This is a genomic window from Pseudomonas sp. NFACC56-3, assembly GCF_900100025.1.
GTDB lineage: Bacteria > Pseudomonadota > Gammaproteobacteria > Pseudomonadales > Pseudomonadaceae > Aquipseudomonas > Aquipseudomonas fluorescens_AA.
Map to the genome: position 1 here is coordinate 42,670 of NZ_FMTK01000006.1, position 15,671 is coordinate 58,340.

Below are 15,671 nucleotides of genomic sequence, written 5' to 3' on the forward strand. Positions count from 1 at the left end.
GTGGACCTGATTTTCAAGGCGGCGCTGGGCGCAGCCGTGGTGGTCATCCTGGCGATGCTGGCCAAGACCCGGAATTACTACATCGCCGGGCTGGTGCCGCTGTTCCCCACCTTCGCCCTGATCGCCCACTACATCGTTGGCAAAGGCCGCTCGGTGGACGATCTGAAGACCACCATCGTGTTTGGCATGTGGTCGATCATTCCGTACTTCGTCTATCTCGCAACGCTGTACGTCATGGTCGACCGCCTGCGCCTCGAAGCCTCATTGGCCGTGGCAGCCGTCGCCTGGCTGATGGCAGCGACGGTGCTGGTCACCGTCTGGGTGCGGGTTCACGGCTGATCCCTGTAAAAACCTACGGCTCAATAACCGACGGTAAACCGCGTCCGCGAAAACTGCGGCGCTTCCACTTCATCGATCATCGCAATGGCATAGTCGGCGAAGCTGATCCAGCTACGCCCATCGGCGTCGAACAGCAAGTGATCCTTGCCGACACGGAACTGGCCCGTGCGCTCGGTTTCCACGAACTCCGCCGAAGGCGAGAGGAACGTCCAGTCCAGGTCCTGTTCCTTGCGCAGCACATCCAGGAACAATGCACCGGCGCTGGCTTCGGCCAGGTATTCCTCCGGGAAGCCATCGCTGTCGATCACCCGGCTGTTATCCGGCAGCAGCAACGAACCGGCCCCGCCAACCACCAGCAAGCGCTTGACCCCGGCGGCTTTCACCGGTGCGATGACTTTGTCGGCCGGCACGCTGGCAAAGTGCGTGGCACTGATCACCACGTCATGCCCGGCGATGGCGGCGATCAGCGCCTCGCTGTCCAATACGTCCAACTGCTTGCTGACCACTCCGGCCCTTTCGCCGATTTTCGCGGTGTTGCGGGCAATGGCCGTCACGCTGTGACCACGGCGCAGGGCCTCTTCCAACAGTTGGCTACCCGCACGCCCGGTGGCGCCGATGATTGCGATTTTGCTCATGGTGTTCTCCAGTGATTAGCGATGTTGAAATACATGCGTTTGTGCTCTGATCAAAGATCGGTATTCACCACTTCATCTCGCCCTTCGCCACCTTGGCACTGAGCTCCAGGGAGCTGTCTTCACCCAGGTCCGGATAGCGTAGTTTCATGGCACGGATCAGCGCGGCGGAATCCTTGGCCTTGGCGGTTTCTTCGTCGAAAGCCTTGATGTAATCGGCGGTGAAACGCACCGGGGCCAGGGAACGGGCGCTTTCGCCCAGGTAATGGCCGGGGATCACAGTGGCCGGTTGCAGCTTTTCGATAGCGTCCAGCGTCGCCAGCCAATCCTTGTGAGACTGCGGCGTCTGGGTATCGGCCATCCACACATGAAGGTTCTCGGCCACCACGACACCGCCAACCACCGCCTTGATCGATGGAATCCACACGAAACTGCGGTCCGGCTGCGGACCATCGAGGCCGACGACCTGCAAGCGCTGGCCTTCCAGGGTCAGGCTGTCGCCCTTGAGCACCTGGGGCACGATGGCTTTGGCCGGCGCATCGGTCTTCAGGATCGGCCCCCAGTATTTCAGTTTGCCGTCCATGGTGTGCTTGATGTGCTCGACGGTCGGCGCCGACGCCAGCACCTTGGCCTCAGGGAACGCGGCGGTGAGGGTCTCCAGACCAAAATAGTAGTCTGGGTCGCCATGGCTGATGTAGATCGTGGTCAATCGCTTGCCACTGGCGCGGATTTTTTCCACCACCTCGGCGGCCTGGGATTTGCCGAATTGGGCGTCCACCAGAATCGCCTCTTTTTCACCGCTGACCAACACCGAAGTCACCGGGAAAACCGCCGCCGCGCCAGGGTTGTAGACGTCGAGCGTCAAGCCGGCGGCCCAGCTCTGGGCAGTGAAAGCCAGGGCGGCAGTTGCCAGCAGCAGGCGCTTGAGTGGGATAAAGCCGGTCATGTGTGCTCCGTTGTCGAAAAACCCGCCAGGGGAATGAGACGGAGCTTAGTTACCTGACTCGTTACAAAAAATGCGATGCTGAAACATAGTTTGTTTCTGAAATCGGGCAAATCATGGATCGTCTACAAGCAATGCGGGTGTTCGTCACGGTGGTCGACCTGGGCAGCCAGTCGGCGGCGGCCGAGCATCTGGACCTGTCGCGGCCAGTGGTATCGCGCTACCTGGCGGAGCTGGAAGATTGGGTCGGTGCCCGGCTGATGCACCGCACCACCCGCAAGCTGAGCCTGACAGCCGCAGGTTCCGAGATCCTGCCGCGCTGCCGGCAGATGCTGGAGCTGTCCGGCGACATGCAAGCCGCCGTCGGCGCCCCGGACGATGCGCCACGGGGCCTGTTGCGCATCAGCGCCAGCACCTCGTTCGGCCAGGCCCAACTGGCGAGCGCCATGGCCGACTACGTCAAGCGCTACCCAGGGGTGAGCGTCGACCTGCAGATGCTCGACCGCACCGTGAACCTGGTGGACGAGCGCATCGACCTGGCGATCCGTATGAGCAACGACCTGGACCCGAACCTGATCGCCCGCCGCCTGACGGTCTGCCGTTCGGTGATCTGCGCTTCGCCGCGGTATCTGCGTGAGCATTCGACACCGCTGCGCGTGGAAGACCTGAGCCGGCACAACTGCCTCACCCACTCCTACGTCGGCAAGAGCCTGTGGCATTTCGAGCAGGACGGCAAGCAGGTCTCGGTGCCGGTGCAAGGCAACATCAGCGCCAACGAAGCCAGCACATTGCTTCAAGCCACGATAGCCGGCGCAGGCGTGGCGATGCTGCCCAGCTACCAGGCCGGCGCCCACCTCAAGAACGGCGAACTGATCCGCCTGCTGCCCCATGCCGAACCGCGCCGGATGAACATGTACGCGGTGTACGCCTCACGCAAGCACATGCCCTCGGCGCTGCGCAGCCTGCTGGATTTTCTGGTGCTGAAGTTTCCCGAGACGCCGGAGTGGGATGTGGGGTTGTAGAAAATACTCGCCTCACCACTGTCCCCCTTGTGGGAGCGAGCTTGCTCGCGATAGCGGTGTGACAGCCAGCAGAGATGTTGATTGACATTCAGCTATCGCGAGCAAGCTCGCTCCCACAAGGAATCGCTGTACAGCCCCAAGCCTTGCACCAGGATTTCACCAACAGCCCGCCCCAAGGCATACTGGCCACCCTCCGCAACCCAGAACCCAAAACCGCCCCATGCGTATCCACGTCAGTTTCATCGACCGCGTCGGCATCACCCAGGAAGTCCTGGCCTTGCTCGGTGGGCGCAATCTCAACCTGGATGCGGTGGAGATGGTGCCACCCAACGTCTACATCGATGCCCCGACCCTCAGCCCGCAAGTGCTCGACGAGCTGCGCGAGGCGCTGTTCAGCGTGCGCGGCGTGCAGGCGGTCACCGTGGTGGACATCTTGCCGGGCCAGCGTCGGCACCTGCAGCTCGATGCCTTGCTCGCCGCCATGACCGACCCGGTGCTGGCCTTGGACAGCGTCGGCAAGGTGTTGCTGGCCAACCCGGCGCTGATCGCCCTGTATGGTCGTGAACCGGCCGGGGAAAGCGTGGCCGAGCTGTTCAGTGACGAGGCATTGCTCGGCGCCCTGCTGGAAAATGGGTTCCGCCTGCCATTGCGGGAGGTCACCCTCAATGGCCAGACCTTGCTGCTGGACGCCACCCCCATCACCGACGCCGGCGCGCTGCTGACGCTCTATCAGCCCAATCGCATCGGCGAGCGTCTGTCAGCCCTGCACCACGACCACGCCGAAGGTTTCGACGCGCTGCTGGGCGAATCCCCGGCGATCCGCACCCTCAAGGCCCGGGCCCAGCGGGTCGCGGCCCTGGATGCACCGCTGCTGATCCAGGGCGAAACCGGCACTGGCAAGGAACTGGTGGCCCGGGCCTGTCACGCCATCAGCGCCCGTCACAGCGCGCCGTTCCTGGCCCTGAACTGCGCCGCGCTGCCGGAGAACCTGGCGGAAAGCGAGCTGTTCGGCTACGCCCCCGGCGCCTTCACCGGGGCGCAACGGGGCGGCAAGCCAGGGCTGATGGAGTTGGCGAACCAGGGCACGGTATTCCTCGATGAAATCGGCGAGATGTCGCCGTACCTGCAAGCCAAGCTCCTGCGTTTCCTGAACGATGGCAGCTTCCGCCGGGTGGGCGGCGACCGGGAAGTCAAGGTCAACGTGCGGATCCTCAGCGCCACCCACCGCAACCTGGAGAAAATGGTCAGCGAAGGCTCGTTCCGCGAGGACCTGTTCTATCGCCTGAACGTGCTCAATGTCGAAGTCCCACCGCTGCGTGAACGCGGCCAGGACATCCTGCTGCTGGCGCGCTACTTCATGCAGCAGGCCTGCGCGCAGATCCAGCGCCCGGTCTGCCGCCTGGCTCCCGGCACGTATCCGGCGCTGCTGGGCAACCGCTGGCCGGGCAACGTGCGGCAATTGCAGAACGTGATCTTCCGCGCCGCCGCCATCTGCGAAAGCAGCCTGGTGGACATCGGTGACCTGGACATCGCCGGCACCTCCGTGGCGCGCCAGGGCGATGTGGAAGTCGAAAGCCTGGAACAGGCCGTGGAAACCTTCGAGAAGCACCTGCTCGAAAGCCTCTACGCCAACTACCCCTCCACCCGCCAGCTCGCCAGCCGCCTGCAAACCTCCCACACCGCGATTGCCCATCGGTTGCGCAAGTACGGGATTTCCGGGAAGCCGTAGGCCCCTTGTGGGAGCGAGCTTGCTCGCGATAGCGGTGGTTCAGTTTGCACTGAGGTGACTGGCAGTCCCCGATCGCGAGCAAGCTCGCTCCCACAAGGGGCCGGCGTTGCGTTCAGAATCAAGCCAAAAACGACCTCCACCTGTACTGAAAGCGCTACAGCGGAACGATATCGATACACTTACCGCTAACCGGCACTGTACAAGGCTTTGATCCCACAACGATTTTATCCAGCCGTACAACTGTAGCGATTTCGCTACAGCCGAGTTGAATCGAGTCTCGATAAAATCAATCAATCCATTGATTTATAAGCACTTATAAACATTGGCCGCGTTCTTGCTATGGGTATAGCCATTCGGCCGGGCCAAGCCCCGCGCCTTTCTTCGCGTCCACCAGACGAATCTGGCCCCAGGAGTTTCCATGAGCGAGTTGCGTTTCACTGAAGATCACGAATGGCTGCGCACCGAAGCCGACGGCAGCGTCACCGTAGGCATTACCGCTTTCGCGCAGAACGCATTGGGCGACGTGGTTTTTGTGCAACTGCCTGAATTGCAGGCCTATGACAAAGGCGCCGAGGCCTCTACCGTGGAATCGGTCAAGGCCGCCAGCGGTGTGTACATGCCCCTGGACGGTGAAGTGCTCGAAGTGAACGACAAACTCGACGCCAGCCCGGAACTGGTCAACGAAGATCCGATGGGCGAAGGCTGGTTCTTCCGCTTTAAACCGACCGACGCCGATGCAGTGGCTAAGCTGTTGGATCAAGACGCCTACGATCGCCTGATCAAAGCCAACGCCGAAGCCTGAGGAGCGCACCATGACCGTAAATCTCGGCACCGCCAACGAATTCATCGCCCGCCACATCGGCCCGCGTTCCAGCGACGAGCAAGCCATGCTCGAGCGCCTGGGTTACGACTCCCTGGAAGCGTTGAGCGCCAGCGTCATCCCGGAAAGCATCAAGGGCACCAGCGTGCTGGACATGGGCGACGGCCAGAGCGAAGCCGACGCACTGGCCTCGATCAAGGCCATCGCCGCCAAGAACCAACTGTTCAAGACCTACATCGGCCAGGGCTACTACAACTGTCACACGCCGGCACCGATCCTGCGCAATCTGCTGGAAAACCCGGCCTGGTACACCGCCTACACCCCGTATCAGCCTGAAATCTCCCAGGGCCGTCTCGAAGCGCTGTTGAACTTCCAGACCCTGATCAGCGACCTCACGGGCCTGCCGATCGCTAACGCCTCGTTGCTCGACGAAGCCACCGCCGCCGCCGAAGCCATGACCTTCTGCAAGCGCCTGAGCAAGAACAAGGGCAGCAAGGCCTTCTTCGCCTCCGTGCACAGCCACCCGCAAACCCTCGACGTGCTGCGCACCCGTGCCGAGCCCCTGGGCATCGACGTGGTGGTGGGCGATGAGCGCGAACTGAGCGACGTCAGCGGTTTCTTTGGCGCGCTGCTGCAGTACCCCGCCAGCAACGGCGACCTGTTCGACTACCGCGAACTGACCGAACGCTTCCACGCCGCCAACGCCCTGGTGGCCGTTGCGGCCGACCTGTTGGCCCTGACCTTGCTGACCCCGCCGGGTGAATTCGGTGCCGACGTGGCCATCGGCAGCGCCCAGCGCTTTGGCGTGCCGCTGGGTTTCGGCGGCCCGCACGCGGCGTACTTTTCCACCAAGGACGCCTTCAAGCGCGACATGCCGGGCCGCCTGGTCGGTGTTTCCGTGGACCGTTTCGGTAAGCCGGCCCTGCGCCTGGCGATGCAGACCCGCGAGCAACACATCCGCCGCGAGAAAGCCACGAGCAACATCTGCACCGCCCAGGTACTGCTGGCCAACATCGCCAGCATGTACGCCGTGTACCACGGTCCCAAGGGCCTGGTGCAAATTGCCAATCGCATCCATCACCTGACCGCAATCCTCGCCAAGGGCCTCGGCACGCTGGGCCTGAGCGTCGAGCAAGAGAGCTTCTTCGACACCCTGACCCTGCACACCGGCGCGCAAACCGCCGCCCTGCACGACAAGGCCCGCGCCCAACGCATCAACCTGCGCGTGGTGGACACGGAACGCCTGGGCCTGTCCCTGGACGAGACCACCAGCCAAGCTGACGTCGAAGCACTGTGGAGCCTGCTGGCCGACGGCAAGGCACTGCCGGACTTCACGGCACTGGCCGCCACCGTGCAAAGCCGCATCCCGGCCGAGCTGGTGCGCCAATCGGCGATCCTCAGCCACCCGGTGTTCAACCGCTACCACTCCGAAACCGAGCTGATGCGCTACTTGCGCAAGCTCGCCGACAAGGACCTGGCCCTGGATCGCACCATGATCCCGCTGGGTTCCTGCACCATGAAACTCAACGCCGCCAGCGAAATGATCCCGGTGACCTGGGCCGAGTTCGGCGCCCTGCACCCGTTCGCCCCGGCCGAGCAAAGCGCCGGCTACCAGCAACTGACCGACGAACTGGAAGCCATGCTCTGCGCCGCCACCGGCTATGACGCGGTGTCGCTGCAACCCAACGCCGGTTCCCAGGGCGAATACGCCGGCCTGCTGGCGATCCGCGCCTATCACCAGAGCCGTGGCGAAGACCGTCGCGACATCTGCCTGATCCCGTCCTCGGCCCACGGCACCAACCCGGCCACCGCCAACATGGCCGGCATGCGCGTGGTCGTGACCGCCTGCGATGCCCGTGGCAACGTCGACATCGAAGACCTGCGGGCCAAGGCCATCGAGCACCGCGAACACCTCGCCGCGCTGATGATCACCTACCCGTCCACCCACGGCGTATTCGAAGAAGGCATCCGCGAAATCTGCGGCATCATTCATGAAAACGGCGGCCAGGTGTACATCGACGGCGCCAACATGAACGCCATGGTCGGCCTCTGCGCCCCGGGCAAGTTCGGCGGCGACGTGTCGCACCTGAACCTGCACAAGACCTTCTGCATCCCCCACGGCGGTGGCGGCCCGGGCGTCGGCCCGATTGGCGTCAAGTCGCACCTGGCGCCGTTCCTGCCGGGCCATGCCAACATGGCGCGCAAGGAAGGCGCGGTGTGCGCGGCGCCGTTCGGCAGCGCGAGCATCCTGCCGATCACCTGGATGTACATACGCATGATGGGCGGCGCGGGCCTCAAGCGCGCCTCGCAACTGGCCATCCTCAACGCCAACTACATCGCCCGTCGCCTGGAAGAGCACTACCCGGTGCTCTACTCCGGCAGCAACGGCCTGGTGGCCCACGAGTGCATTCTCGATTTGCGTCCGCTCAAGGACAGCAGTGGCATCAGTGTCGATGACGTGGCCAAGCGCCTGATCGACTTCGGTTTCCACGCGCCGACCATGTCGTTCCCGGTGGCCGGCACGTTGATGATCGAACCGACCGAAAGCGAATCCAAGGAAGAACTGGACCGCTTCTGCGACGCCATGATCTGCATCCGCGAAGAAATCCGCGCGGTGGAAAATGGCAGCCTGGACAAAGACGACAACCCGCTGAAGAACGCCCCGCACACCGCGGCGGAGCTCGTCGGCGAGTGGACCCACCCCTACAGCCGTGAACAGGCGGTGTACCCGGTGGCGTCGTTGATCGACGGCAAGTACTGGCCGCCGGTGGGCCGGGTCGACAACGTGTTCGGCGACCGCAACCTGGTCTGCGCCTGCCCGTCGATCGAAAGCTACGCTTGACCTGTGGGGTGGCGGGCTTGCTCGCCACCTCTCAACAACACCGCGAACCTTGTGGAAGGTCACCTTCTCAAGGAAACCACATCTCCCTGTGGGAGCGAGCTCGCTCGCGATAGCGGTGTGACAGCTGACAGAAATGTTGACTGACACTCCGCTATCGCGAGCAAGCTCGCTCCCACAAAGGAGCCTGTGCCCCATTTCATAACCGTCGATCCTCATAAAAAGAAACCGGAGAAACACCATGTCGTTAAGCGTGTTCGACCTGTTCAAGATCGGTATCGGCCCTTCCAGTTCCCATACGGTCGGCCCGATGCGTGCCGCTGCCCGTTTCGCCGAGGGGCTGCGCCGTGACGACCTGCTTGAAAGCATTTCCAGCGTCAAGGTCGAGCTCTACGGCTCCCTCGGTGCCACCGGCAAGGGCCACGGCAGTGACAAGGCCGTGCTGCTGGGCCTGGAGGGCGAGCATCCCGACACCGTGGACACCGAAACGGTGAACGCCCGGCTCCAGGAGATCCGCAGCAACGGTCGCCTGAACCTGCTCGGCGAACACGCCATCGAATTCAACGAAAAACTGCACTTGGCGATGATCCGCAAGCCGCTGGCCTTTCACCCCAACGGCATGATCTTCCGCGCCTTTGATGCCGCCGGGCTGCAAGTGCGCAGCCGCGAGTACTACTCGGTCGGTGGCGGCTTTGTCGTGGATGAAGACGCCGCCGGCGCCGACCGCATCGTCGAAGACGCCACGCCCCTGACCTTCCCGTTCAAGAGCGCCAAGGACCTGCTGGGCCATTGCACCACCTATGGCCTATCGATCAGCCAGGTGATGCTGACCAACGAAAGCGCCTGGCGCCCCGAAGCCGAGACCCGCGCCGGCCTGCTGAAGATCTGGCAGGTGATGCAGGATTGCGTGGCGGCCGGCTGTCGCAACGAAGGGATTCTGCCGGGCGGACTGAAGGTCAAGCGCCGTGCCGCGGCGTTGCATCGCCAGTTGTGCAAGAACCCCGAAGCCGCTCTGCGTGACCCGCTGTCGGTGCTGGATTGGGTCAACCTGTACGCCTTGGCCGTCAACGAAGAAAACGCCTACGGCGGGCGCGTCGTCACCGCTCCGACCAACGGCGCGGCGGGCATCGTCCCGGCTGTGCTGCATTACTACATGCGCTTCATCCCCGGAGCCAACGAGGATGGCGTGGTGCGGTTCCTGCTGACCGCCGCCGCCATCGGCATCCTGTACAAGGAAAACGCCTCCATCTCCGGCGCCGAAGTCGGTTGCCAGGGTGAAGTCGGCGTGGCCTGTTCCATGGCCGCCGGCGCCTTGTGCGAAGTACTCGGCGGCACCGTGCAGCAAGTGGAAAACGCCGCCGAGATCGGCATGGAACACAACCTCGGCCTGACCTGCGACCCGATCGGCGGGCTGGTGCAGGTGCCGTGCATCGAACGCAACGCCATGGGCTCGGTGAAGGCCATCAACGCGGTGCGCATGGCCATGCGCGGCGATGGGCATCACTTCGTCTCCCTCGACAAAGTCATCCGCACCATGCGCCAGACCGGCGCCGACATGAAAAGCAAATACAAGGAGACCGCCCGCGGCGGTCTGGCGGTCAACATCATCGAATGCTGACGCGCGCCACTCTCATTTTCCAGGAGCTGATATGTCCACCGAACAACTGTTGAAAACCCCGCTGCACGCCCTGCACCTCGAACTCGGCGCCCGCATGGTGCCGTTCGCCGGCTATGACATGCCGGTGCAGTACCCACTGGGCGTGATGAAGGAACACCAGCACACCCGCGATCAGGCCGGGCTGTTCGACGTGTCCCACATGGGCCAGATCCGCCTGAGCGGCGCAGGCGCCGCCAAGGCCCTGGAAACCCTGGTGCCGGTGGACATCATCGACCTGCCGGTGGGCATGCAGCGCTACGCCATGTTCACCAACGAGAACGGCGGCATCCTCGACGACCTGATGGTCGCCAACCTGGGTAATGACGAGCTGTTCCTGGTGGTCAACGCCGCCTGCAAGGAACAGGACCTGGCCCACCTGCGTGCGCACATTGGCGATCAGTGCACGATCGAGCCGCTGTTCGAGGCCCGTGCCCTGCTCGCCCTGCAAGGCCCGGCCGCCGTCACCGTGCTCGCCCGCCTGGCGCCTGACGTGGCGAAGATGACCTTCATGCAATTCCAGCGCGTCACGCTGCTGGGCGTGGATTGCTTTGTCAGCCGTTCGGGCTACACCGGTGAAGACGGTTTCGAAATCTCCGTACCCGCCGCCGACGCGGAAAAACTCGCCCGCGCCTTGCTGGCCGAGCCGGAAGTCGCGGCCATCGGCCTCGGTGCTCGTGACTCCCTGCGCCTGGAAGCCGGCCTGTGCCTGTATGGCCACGACATGAACACCGAGACGACGCCGATCGAAGCCAGCCTGTTGTGGGCCATTTCCAAAGTACGCCGTGCCGATGGCACCCGCGCCGGTGGTTTCCCCGGCGCCGAGAGTGTGTTCGCCCAACAACAGGGCGGCGTGAAGCGCAAACGCGTCGGCCTGCTGCCCCAGGAACGCACACCCGTGCGTGAAGGCGCGGAGATCGTCAACGAAGCCGGCGAGACCATCGGCTCTGTGTGCAGCGGCGGTTTCGGCCCGACCCTGGGCGCTCCGTTGGCGATGGGTTACCTGGACAGCGCCTATGTGGCGCTGGATACGCCGGTCTGGGCCATCGTGCGTGGGAAGAAGGTGCCTTTGCTTGTAAGCAAAATGCCATTCGTCCCACAGCGCTACTACCGCGGCTGATTGGTTGTTTCTATAAGTAACGCGGTTGCGTTATACGTGCACTAATGTGTCACGCAACCGCCATAAAAAGGTGCATATCTTTAGACATTCAACCGACCTTATAACGGTCGTAAACAATTGAACTAGCCTATCGAATAAGCCCTGCTCCGCAAGCGGCGTAAATGCGGGCAAGCTGAGCAAATACGGGCCCTTCCGGGGGGGTTGTTTTTTTATTCGAAGTTGGCGTAGAGTTTGGTCACTGTGTTTGCATGGGTCGCTTGGAATCGTGACCTGGGCAGTAGCTTATGAAGTTCGCTACATCCCGTTCGACGTCTCTTACTTTCCTGCAACCCAGCCCAGTACTCTTTCATGCGAAAGAGGCTGTCATCAATTTTAGCGTCAAAGGAAATAAGAAAATGTCTCAACGTCAGAGCGGTACCGTCAAGTGGTTCAACGACGAAAAGGGTTTTGGTTTTATCACGCCTGAAAGCGGTCCGGACCTGTTCGTGCATTTCCGCGCCATTCAGGGCAACGGCTTCAAGAGCCTGAAAGAAGGCCAGAAAGTCACTTTCGTTGCCGTGCAAGGCCAGAAAGGCATGCAGGCTGACGAGGTTCAAGCCGAGGCCTGAGGCTTTCGCACACTAAAAAAGCCCCTGATTGATATCAGGGGCTTTTTTATGGGCGTAAATCCGTAAAATGGCTTCCTTTTTCAGCCGAGGCCGTCATGCCGAAACACCTGCTCACGCCCCAGGGCGACTTTCCCCCCGCCGGCCTGGGCCGTCGCCTGGCGGCGATGTTTTATGACTTTTTGCTGTGCACAGCGCTGCTGATCGTCACCAGCGGTGCCTACAAGATGATCCAGATGGCGATCATCGGCGAAGAAAAAATGCGCGCCCTGACCGAAGCCGGTGCGCTGGACGGCGACCCACTGCTGTCCACGGTGCTGCTGTTCGTGCTGTTCGGCTTCTTCGCCAAGTTCTGGACCCACAACGGCCAGACCTTGGGCATGCAAGTGTGGTGCATCCGCGTACAGAACGCCGATGGCACGGCCATCAGCCTGTGGCAGGCGCTGTTGCGGTTCGTGGTGTCGATCGCGTCACTGCTGCTGGTGGGGTTGGGTTTCATCTGGGCGCTGTTCGACAAGCGCCAGCGCAGCTGGCATGACATCTACTCGGAAACGCAGCTGGTGCGGATTCCCAAGAAGACCAAGTAATTCCCGACTGCAAAACAGCCTTGTGGCGAGGGAGCTTGCTCCCGCTCGGCTGCGCAGCAGTCGTGGATGGCTTGCACTGAGTGATCGGGCTGCTGGCAAGAAGGGCTGCTTCGCAGCCCAGCGGGAGCAAGCTCCCTCGCCACAAAAAGCTTTAAAGCCTCAAGCCCTAACGCTCAAAAACCGTCAGCCTGCCAACGATCACGCATTGCCCGCCAGCTTCATCCGCGCCGCCTGGGTGAAGTCCAGCATGCGCTTGAGCGGGCGAATCGCCTGGGGGATCAGCGCCGGGTCGACGAAGATCTCGTTGGCACCTTCCTGCAAGCTCTTGAGGGTGCGCTCCAGGGTGTTCATGGCCATCCATGGGCAGTGCGCGCAACTGCGGCACGCTGCGCCGTTACCGGCGGTAGGGGCCTCGATGAAGACCTTGTCCGGGCACAGCTGCTGCATCTTGTAGAAAATGCCCCGGTCGGTGGCGACGATCAGCGTCTTGTTCGGCAGGGTCTGGGCCGCGGCAATCAACTGGCTGGTGGAGCCCACGGCGTCCGCCAGCTCGATCACCGACGTCGGCGACTCCGGGTGCACCAGGATCGCGGCGTCCGGGTACAGCGCCTTCATGTCCTCCAACTGCTTGGACTTGAACTCTTCGTGGACGATGCAGGCACCGTCCCAGAGCAACATGTCGGCGCCGGTCTTGCGCTGGATGTAAGTACCCAGGTGCTTGTCCGGCCCCCAGATGATCGTCTCGCCGTTGTCCATCAGGCTCTCGACGATTTCCAGGGCGCAACTGGACGTCACCACCCAGTCGGCCCGGGCCTTGACCGCCGCCGAGGTGTTGGCATAAACCACCACGGTGCGCTCCGGATGCTGGTCGCAGAACGCCGAGAACTCGTCCACCGGGCAACCCAGGTCCAGGGAGCAGGTGGCCTCCAGGGTGGGCATCAGCACGCGTTTTTCGGGGTTGAGAATCTTGGCGGTCTCGCCCATGAACTTGACCCCGGCCACCACCACGGTCTTGGCCGGGTGGGCATTGCCGAAACGGGCCATTTCCAAGGAGTCGGACACGCAGCCACCGGTCTCTTCGGCCAGGGCCTGGATGATCGGGTCACAGTAGAAATGCGCGACCAGCACCGCGTCCTGAGCCTTGAGCTCGGCGGCGATGGCGGCGCGGTACCAGGCTTCTTGCTCGGCGGTCAGCGGCTTGGGCTGCTTGGCGTCGAGGTGGGCCTGGACCAGAAGGCGTTCGGAAATTTGCGTCATGTTCGCAAGACCTGCAGGCGCGTTTAGCGCGAAAGTCGAGTATACACCCGGCTCCGGACCACTCGGGTACCGCCGGGAAAGTGGGTATCAATCAGGCACGGGATAGCGTGAAGCCGGCAAGGCTACAGAATATCCCGCCGATGCAAAAGATCATTCTGACCTGTGCCCCGCCAGGCGACTTCGCACCCCGCCAAGCTGACTGAAATGTAATCACTCGCCTCGTCCGCCTGTGTCATCTTTCGCTCAAATCTGCACGGGGGGCCGCCCCCCATACACGCAGCGAATCGACTGACGGACTTTCATCGCATGCAAACAAAAACTTCCCGCCGAACCTTCGTAAAGGGCCTGACGGCCGGCGGCATCCTCGGCGGCCTGGGTCTGTGGCGCGCGCCCGTCTGGGCAGTCACCGGCCCGGGCCAGCCCAACGTACTGAGCGGCACCGAGTTCGACCTGTTCATCGGCGAAAGCCCGGTCAATTTCACCGGCAACCCCCGCACCGCCCAGACCATCAACGGCGGCATCCCCGGCCCGTTGCTGCGCTGGCGTGAAGGCGACACCGTGACCCTGCGGGTGCGCAATCGCTTGCAGGACACCACCTCCATCCACTGGCACGGCATCCTGCTGCCGGCCAACATGGACGGCGTTCCGGGGTTGAGTTTCAAAGGCATCGAGCCTGGCGGCCTGTACGTGTATCAATTCAAGGTCCGGCAGAACGGCACCTACTGGTACCACAGCCACTCCGGTTTCCAGGAACAGTCCGGGGTCTACGGTCCGCTGGTGATTGACGCCAGGGAGCCCGAGCCCTTCCAGTACGAACGGGACTATGTGGTGATGCTCACCGACTGGACCGATGAAGACCCCGCCAACATCCTGCGCAAGCTCAAGAAGCAATCGGACTACTACAACTACAACAAACGCACCGTCGGCGACTTCATCGACGACGTGGGCAAGAACGGCTGGGCCAACACCGTGGCCGACCGCAAGATGTGGGCCGAGATGAAGATGAACCCCACGGACCTGGCCGACGTCAGTGGTGCCACCTACACCTACCTCATGAACGGCCAGGCGCCGGCCATGAACTGGACCGGCCTGTTCAAGCCCGGCGAGCGCCTTCGCCTGCGCTTTATCAACGGCTCGTCCATGAGCTATTTCGACGTGCGCATTCCCGGCTTGAAGATGACAGTGGTGGCGTCCGACGGCCAATACGTCAAACCGGTGAGCGTCGATGAGTTCCGAATCGCCGTGGCCGAAACCTATGACGTCATCGTCGAACCGACCCAAGAGGCCTATACCCTGTTCGCCCAGTCCATGGACCGCACCGGGTATGCCCGCGGCACCCTCGCGACCCGGGCCGGATTGTCGGCACCGGTGCCGCCCCTGGACCCTCGGCCCCTGGTGACCATGGATGACATGGGCATGGGTGGCATGGCCCACGGCGGCATGGGGCAAATGAGCGGCATGGACCACGGCTCGATGCAGGGCATGGCGGGAATGGACGACAGCTCGATGCAAGGCATGGATCACAGCCAGATGCAGGGCATGGGCGACATGGCCGGCATGGATCACGGCGGCATGCAGGGCATGGACAGCATGCTCGCGCACCCCGACACCGAGAAAGACAATCCCCTGGTGGACATGCAGGCCATGAGCGTCAAGCCCAAGCTCGATGACCCGGGCATGGGGCTGCGGGACAACGGCCGCAAAGTGCTCACCTACGCTGACCTGCGCAGCACCTTTCCCGATCCCGACGGCCGCGAGCCGGGCCGCACGATCGAGCTGCACCTGACCGGGCACATGGAGAAATTCGTCTGGTCGTTCAACGGCGTGAAGTTCGCCGACGCCGCGCCGCTGCTGCTCAAGTACGGCGAGCGACTGCGCATCGTGTTGATCAACGACACCATGATGACCCACCCCATCCACCTGCACGGCATGTGGAGCGACCTGGAGGATGAGAACGGCCAGTTCATGGTCCGCAAGCACACCATCGACGTGCCACCGGGTGCCAGGCGCAGCTACCGGGTCACGGCCGATGCCCTCGGGCGCTGGGCGTATCACTGCCATCTGCTGTTTCACATGGAGATGGGCATGTTCCGTGAAGTTCGGGTGCAGGAATGAGGAGCCGAC

Annotated in this window: 13 protein-coding genes; 10 read left to right on the forward strand and 3 right to left on the reverse strand. The window is 62.9% G+C overall.

Features of this window, described 5'->3' with window-relative positions; all coding sequences use genetic code 11:
* Positions 1 to 9 precede the first annotated feature (9 nt).
* Entirely contained in the window at positions 10 to 339 is a 330-nt protein-coding gene (locus tag BLO80_RS10990; RefSeq protein WP_170842284.1) for a GlpM family protein, read from the forward strand.
* A gap of 20 nt (positions 340 to 359) precedes the next feature.
* Here the strand turns inward: BLO80_RS10990 and BLO80_RS10995 are convergent, their stop codons facing one another.
* Together BLO80_RS10995 and BLO80_RS11000 are read right to left on the reverse strand one after the other, a co-directional pair.
* Entirely contained in the window at positions 360 to 974 is a 615-nt protein-coding gene (locus tag BLO80_RS10995) for an NAD(P)-dependent oxidoreductase (protein ID WP_092201518.1), read from the reverse strand.
* A 64-nt stretch (positions 975 to 1,038) separates the two neighbouring features.
* Positions 1,039 to 1,917 carry an MBL fold metallo-hydrolase gene (locus tag BLO80_RS11000; RefSeq protein WP_092332061.1) on the reverse strand — a complete coding sequence of 293 codons (879 nt, stop codon included), beginning with the start codon at positions 1,915 to 1,917 and terminating at the stop codon, positions 1,039 to 1,041.
* 113 nt (positions 1,918 to 2,030) lie between these two features.
* Between BLO80_RS11000 and BLO80_RS11005 the strand changes: the two genes are divergently transcribed.
* From BLO80_RS11005 to BLO80_RS11040, 8 genes are all read left to right on the forward strand, one after another.
* Positions 2,031 to 2,936 carry a LysR family transcriptional regulator gene (locus tag BLO80_RS11005; protein ID WP_092332059.1) on the forward strand — a complete coding sequence of 302 codons (906 nt, stop codon included), beginning with the start codon at positions 2,031 to 2,033 and terminating at the stop codon, positions 2,934 to 2,936.
* A 220-nt stretch (positions 2,937 to 3,156) separates the two neighbouring features.
* A complete protein-coding gene (locus tag BLO80_RS11010) occupies positions 3,157 to 4,665 on the forward strand; it encodes a sigma-54-dependent transcriptional regulator (RefSeq protein WP_092332056.1) in 1,509 nt (502 codons plus the stop codon).
* 418 nt (positions 4,666 to 5,083) lie between these two features.
* Entirely contained in the window at positions 5,084 to 5,467 is a 384-nt protein-coding gene (gcvH, locus tag BLO80_RS11015; RefSeq protein WP_092252034.1) for a glycine cleavage system protein GcvH, read from the forward strand.
* Positions 5,468 to 5,477: 10 nt separating this feature from the next.
* Entirely contained in the window at positions 5,478 to 8,327 is a 2,850-nt protein-coding gene (gcvP, locus tag BLO80_RS11020; protein ID WP_092332054.1) for an aminomethyl-transferring glycine dehydrogenase, read from the forward strand.
* Positions 8,328 to 8,565: 238 nt separating this feature from the next.
* Positions 8,566 to 9,942, forward strand: a complete 1,377-nt coding sequence (locus tag BLO80_RS11025; protein ID WP_092332051.1) for an L-serine ammonia-lyase — start codon at positions 8,566 to 8,568, stop codon at positions 9,940 to 9,942.
* Positions 9,943 to 9,973: 31 nt separating this feature from the next.
* Entirely contained in the window at positions 9,974 to 11,098 is a 1,125-nt protein-coding gene (gene gcvT, locus BLO80_RS11030; protein WP_092332048.1) for a glycine cleavage system aminomethyltransferase GcvT, read from the forward strand.
* A gap of 395 nt (positions 11,099 to 11,493) precedes the next feature.
* Positions 11,494 to 11,706, forward strand: a complete 213-nt coding sequence (locus BLO80_RS11035; protein ID WP_003175786.1) for a cold-shock protein — start codon at positions 11,494 to 11,496, stop codon at positions 11,704 to 11,706.
* 95 nt (positions 11,707 to 11,801) lie between these two features.
* Entirely contained in the window at positions 11,802 to 12,290 is a 489-nt protein-coding gene (locus BLO80_RS11040) for an RDD family protein (RefSeq protein WP_060740916.1), read from the forward strand.
* A 198-nt stretch (positions 12,291 to 12,488) separates the two neighbouring features.
* On the opposite strand, the gene nadA is transcribed toward BLO80_RS11040, so the two are convergent.
* Positions 12,489 to 13,547 carry a quinolinate synthase NadA gene (gene nadA / locus BLO80_RS11050; RefSeq protein WP_003205010.1) on the reverse strand — a complete coding sequence of 353 codons (1,059 nt, stop codon included), beginning with the start codon at positions 13,545 to 13,547 and terminating at the stop codon, positions 12,489 to 12,491.
* Positions 13,548 to 13,853: 306 nt separating this feature from the next.
* On the opposite strand from nadA, the gene BLO80_RS11055 reads away from it, so the two are divergent.
* Positions 13,854 to 15,662, forward strand: a complete 1,809-nt coding sequence (locus tag BLO80_RS11055; protein WP_092332043.1) for a copper resistance system multicopper oxidase — start codon at positions 13,854 to 13,856, stop codon at positions 15,660 to 15,662.
* Positions 15,663 to 15,671: the final 9 nt, after the last annotated feature.

What these genes read in the sequence shown, in the direction of transcription:
- BLO80_RS11010 (WP_092332056.1), top strand. Translation starts at nt 3,157, where the DNA reads ATGCGTATCCACGTCAGTTTCATCGACCGCGTCGGCATCACCCAGGAA.
- gcvH (WP_092252034.1), top strand. Translation starts at nt 5,084, where the DNA reads ATGAGCGAGTTGCGTTTCACTGAAGATCACGAATGGCTGCGCACCGAA.
- gcvT (WP_092332048.1), top strand. Translation starts at nt 9,974, where the DNA reads ATGTCCACCGAACAACTGTTGAAAACCCCGCTGCACGCCCTGCACCTC.
- BLO80_RS11055 (WP_092332043.1), top strand. Translation starts at nt 13,854, where the DNA reads ATGCAAACAAAAACTTCCCGCCGAACCTTCGTAAAGGGCCTGACGGCC.
- nadA (WP_003205010.1), bottom strand. Translation starts at nt 13,547, where the DNA reads ATGACGCAAATTTCCGAACGCCTTCTGGTCCAGGCCCACCTCGACGCC.
- BLO80_RS11035 (WP_003175786.1), top strand. Translation starts at nt 11,494, where the DNA reads ATGTCTCAACGTCAGAGCGGTACCGTCAAGTGGTTCAACGACGAAAAG.
- gcvP (WP_092332054.1), top strand. Translation starts at nt 5,478, where the DNA reads ATGACCGTAAATCTCGGCACCGCCAACGAATTCATCGCCCGCCACATC.
- BLO80_RS11005 (WP_092332059.1), top strand. Translation starts at nt 2,031, where the DNA reads ATGGATCGTCTACAAGCAATGCGGGTGTTCGTCACGGTGGTCGACCTG.
- BLO80_RS11040 (WP_060740916.1), top strand. Translation starts at nt 11,802, where the DNA reads ATGCCGAAACACCTGCTCACGCCCCAGGGCGACTTTCCCCCCGCCGGC.
- BLO80_RS11025 (WP_092332051.1), top strand. Translation starts at nt 8,566, where the DNA reads ATGTCGTTAAGCGTGTTCGACCTGTTCAAGATCGGTATCGGCCCTTCC.
- BLO80_RS10995 (WP_092201518.1), bottom strand. Translation starts at nt 974, where the DNA reads ATGAGCAAAATCGCAATCATCGGCGCCACCGGGCGTGCGGGTAGCCAA.
- BLO80_RS11000 (WP_092332061.1), bottom strand. Translation starts at nt 1,917, where the DNA reads ATGACCGGCTTTATCCCACTCAAGCGCCTGCTGCTGGCAACTGCCGCC.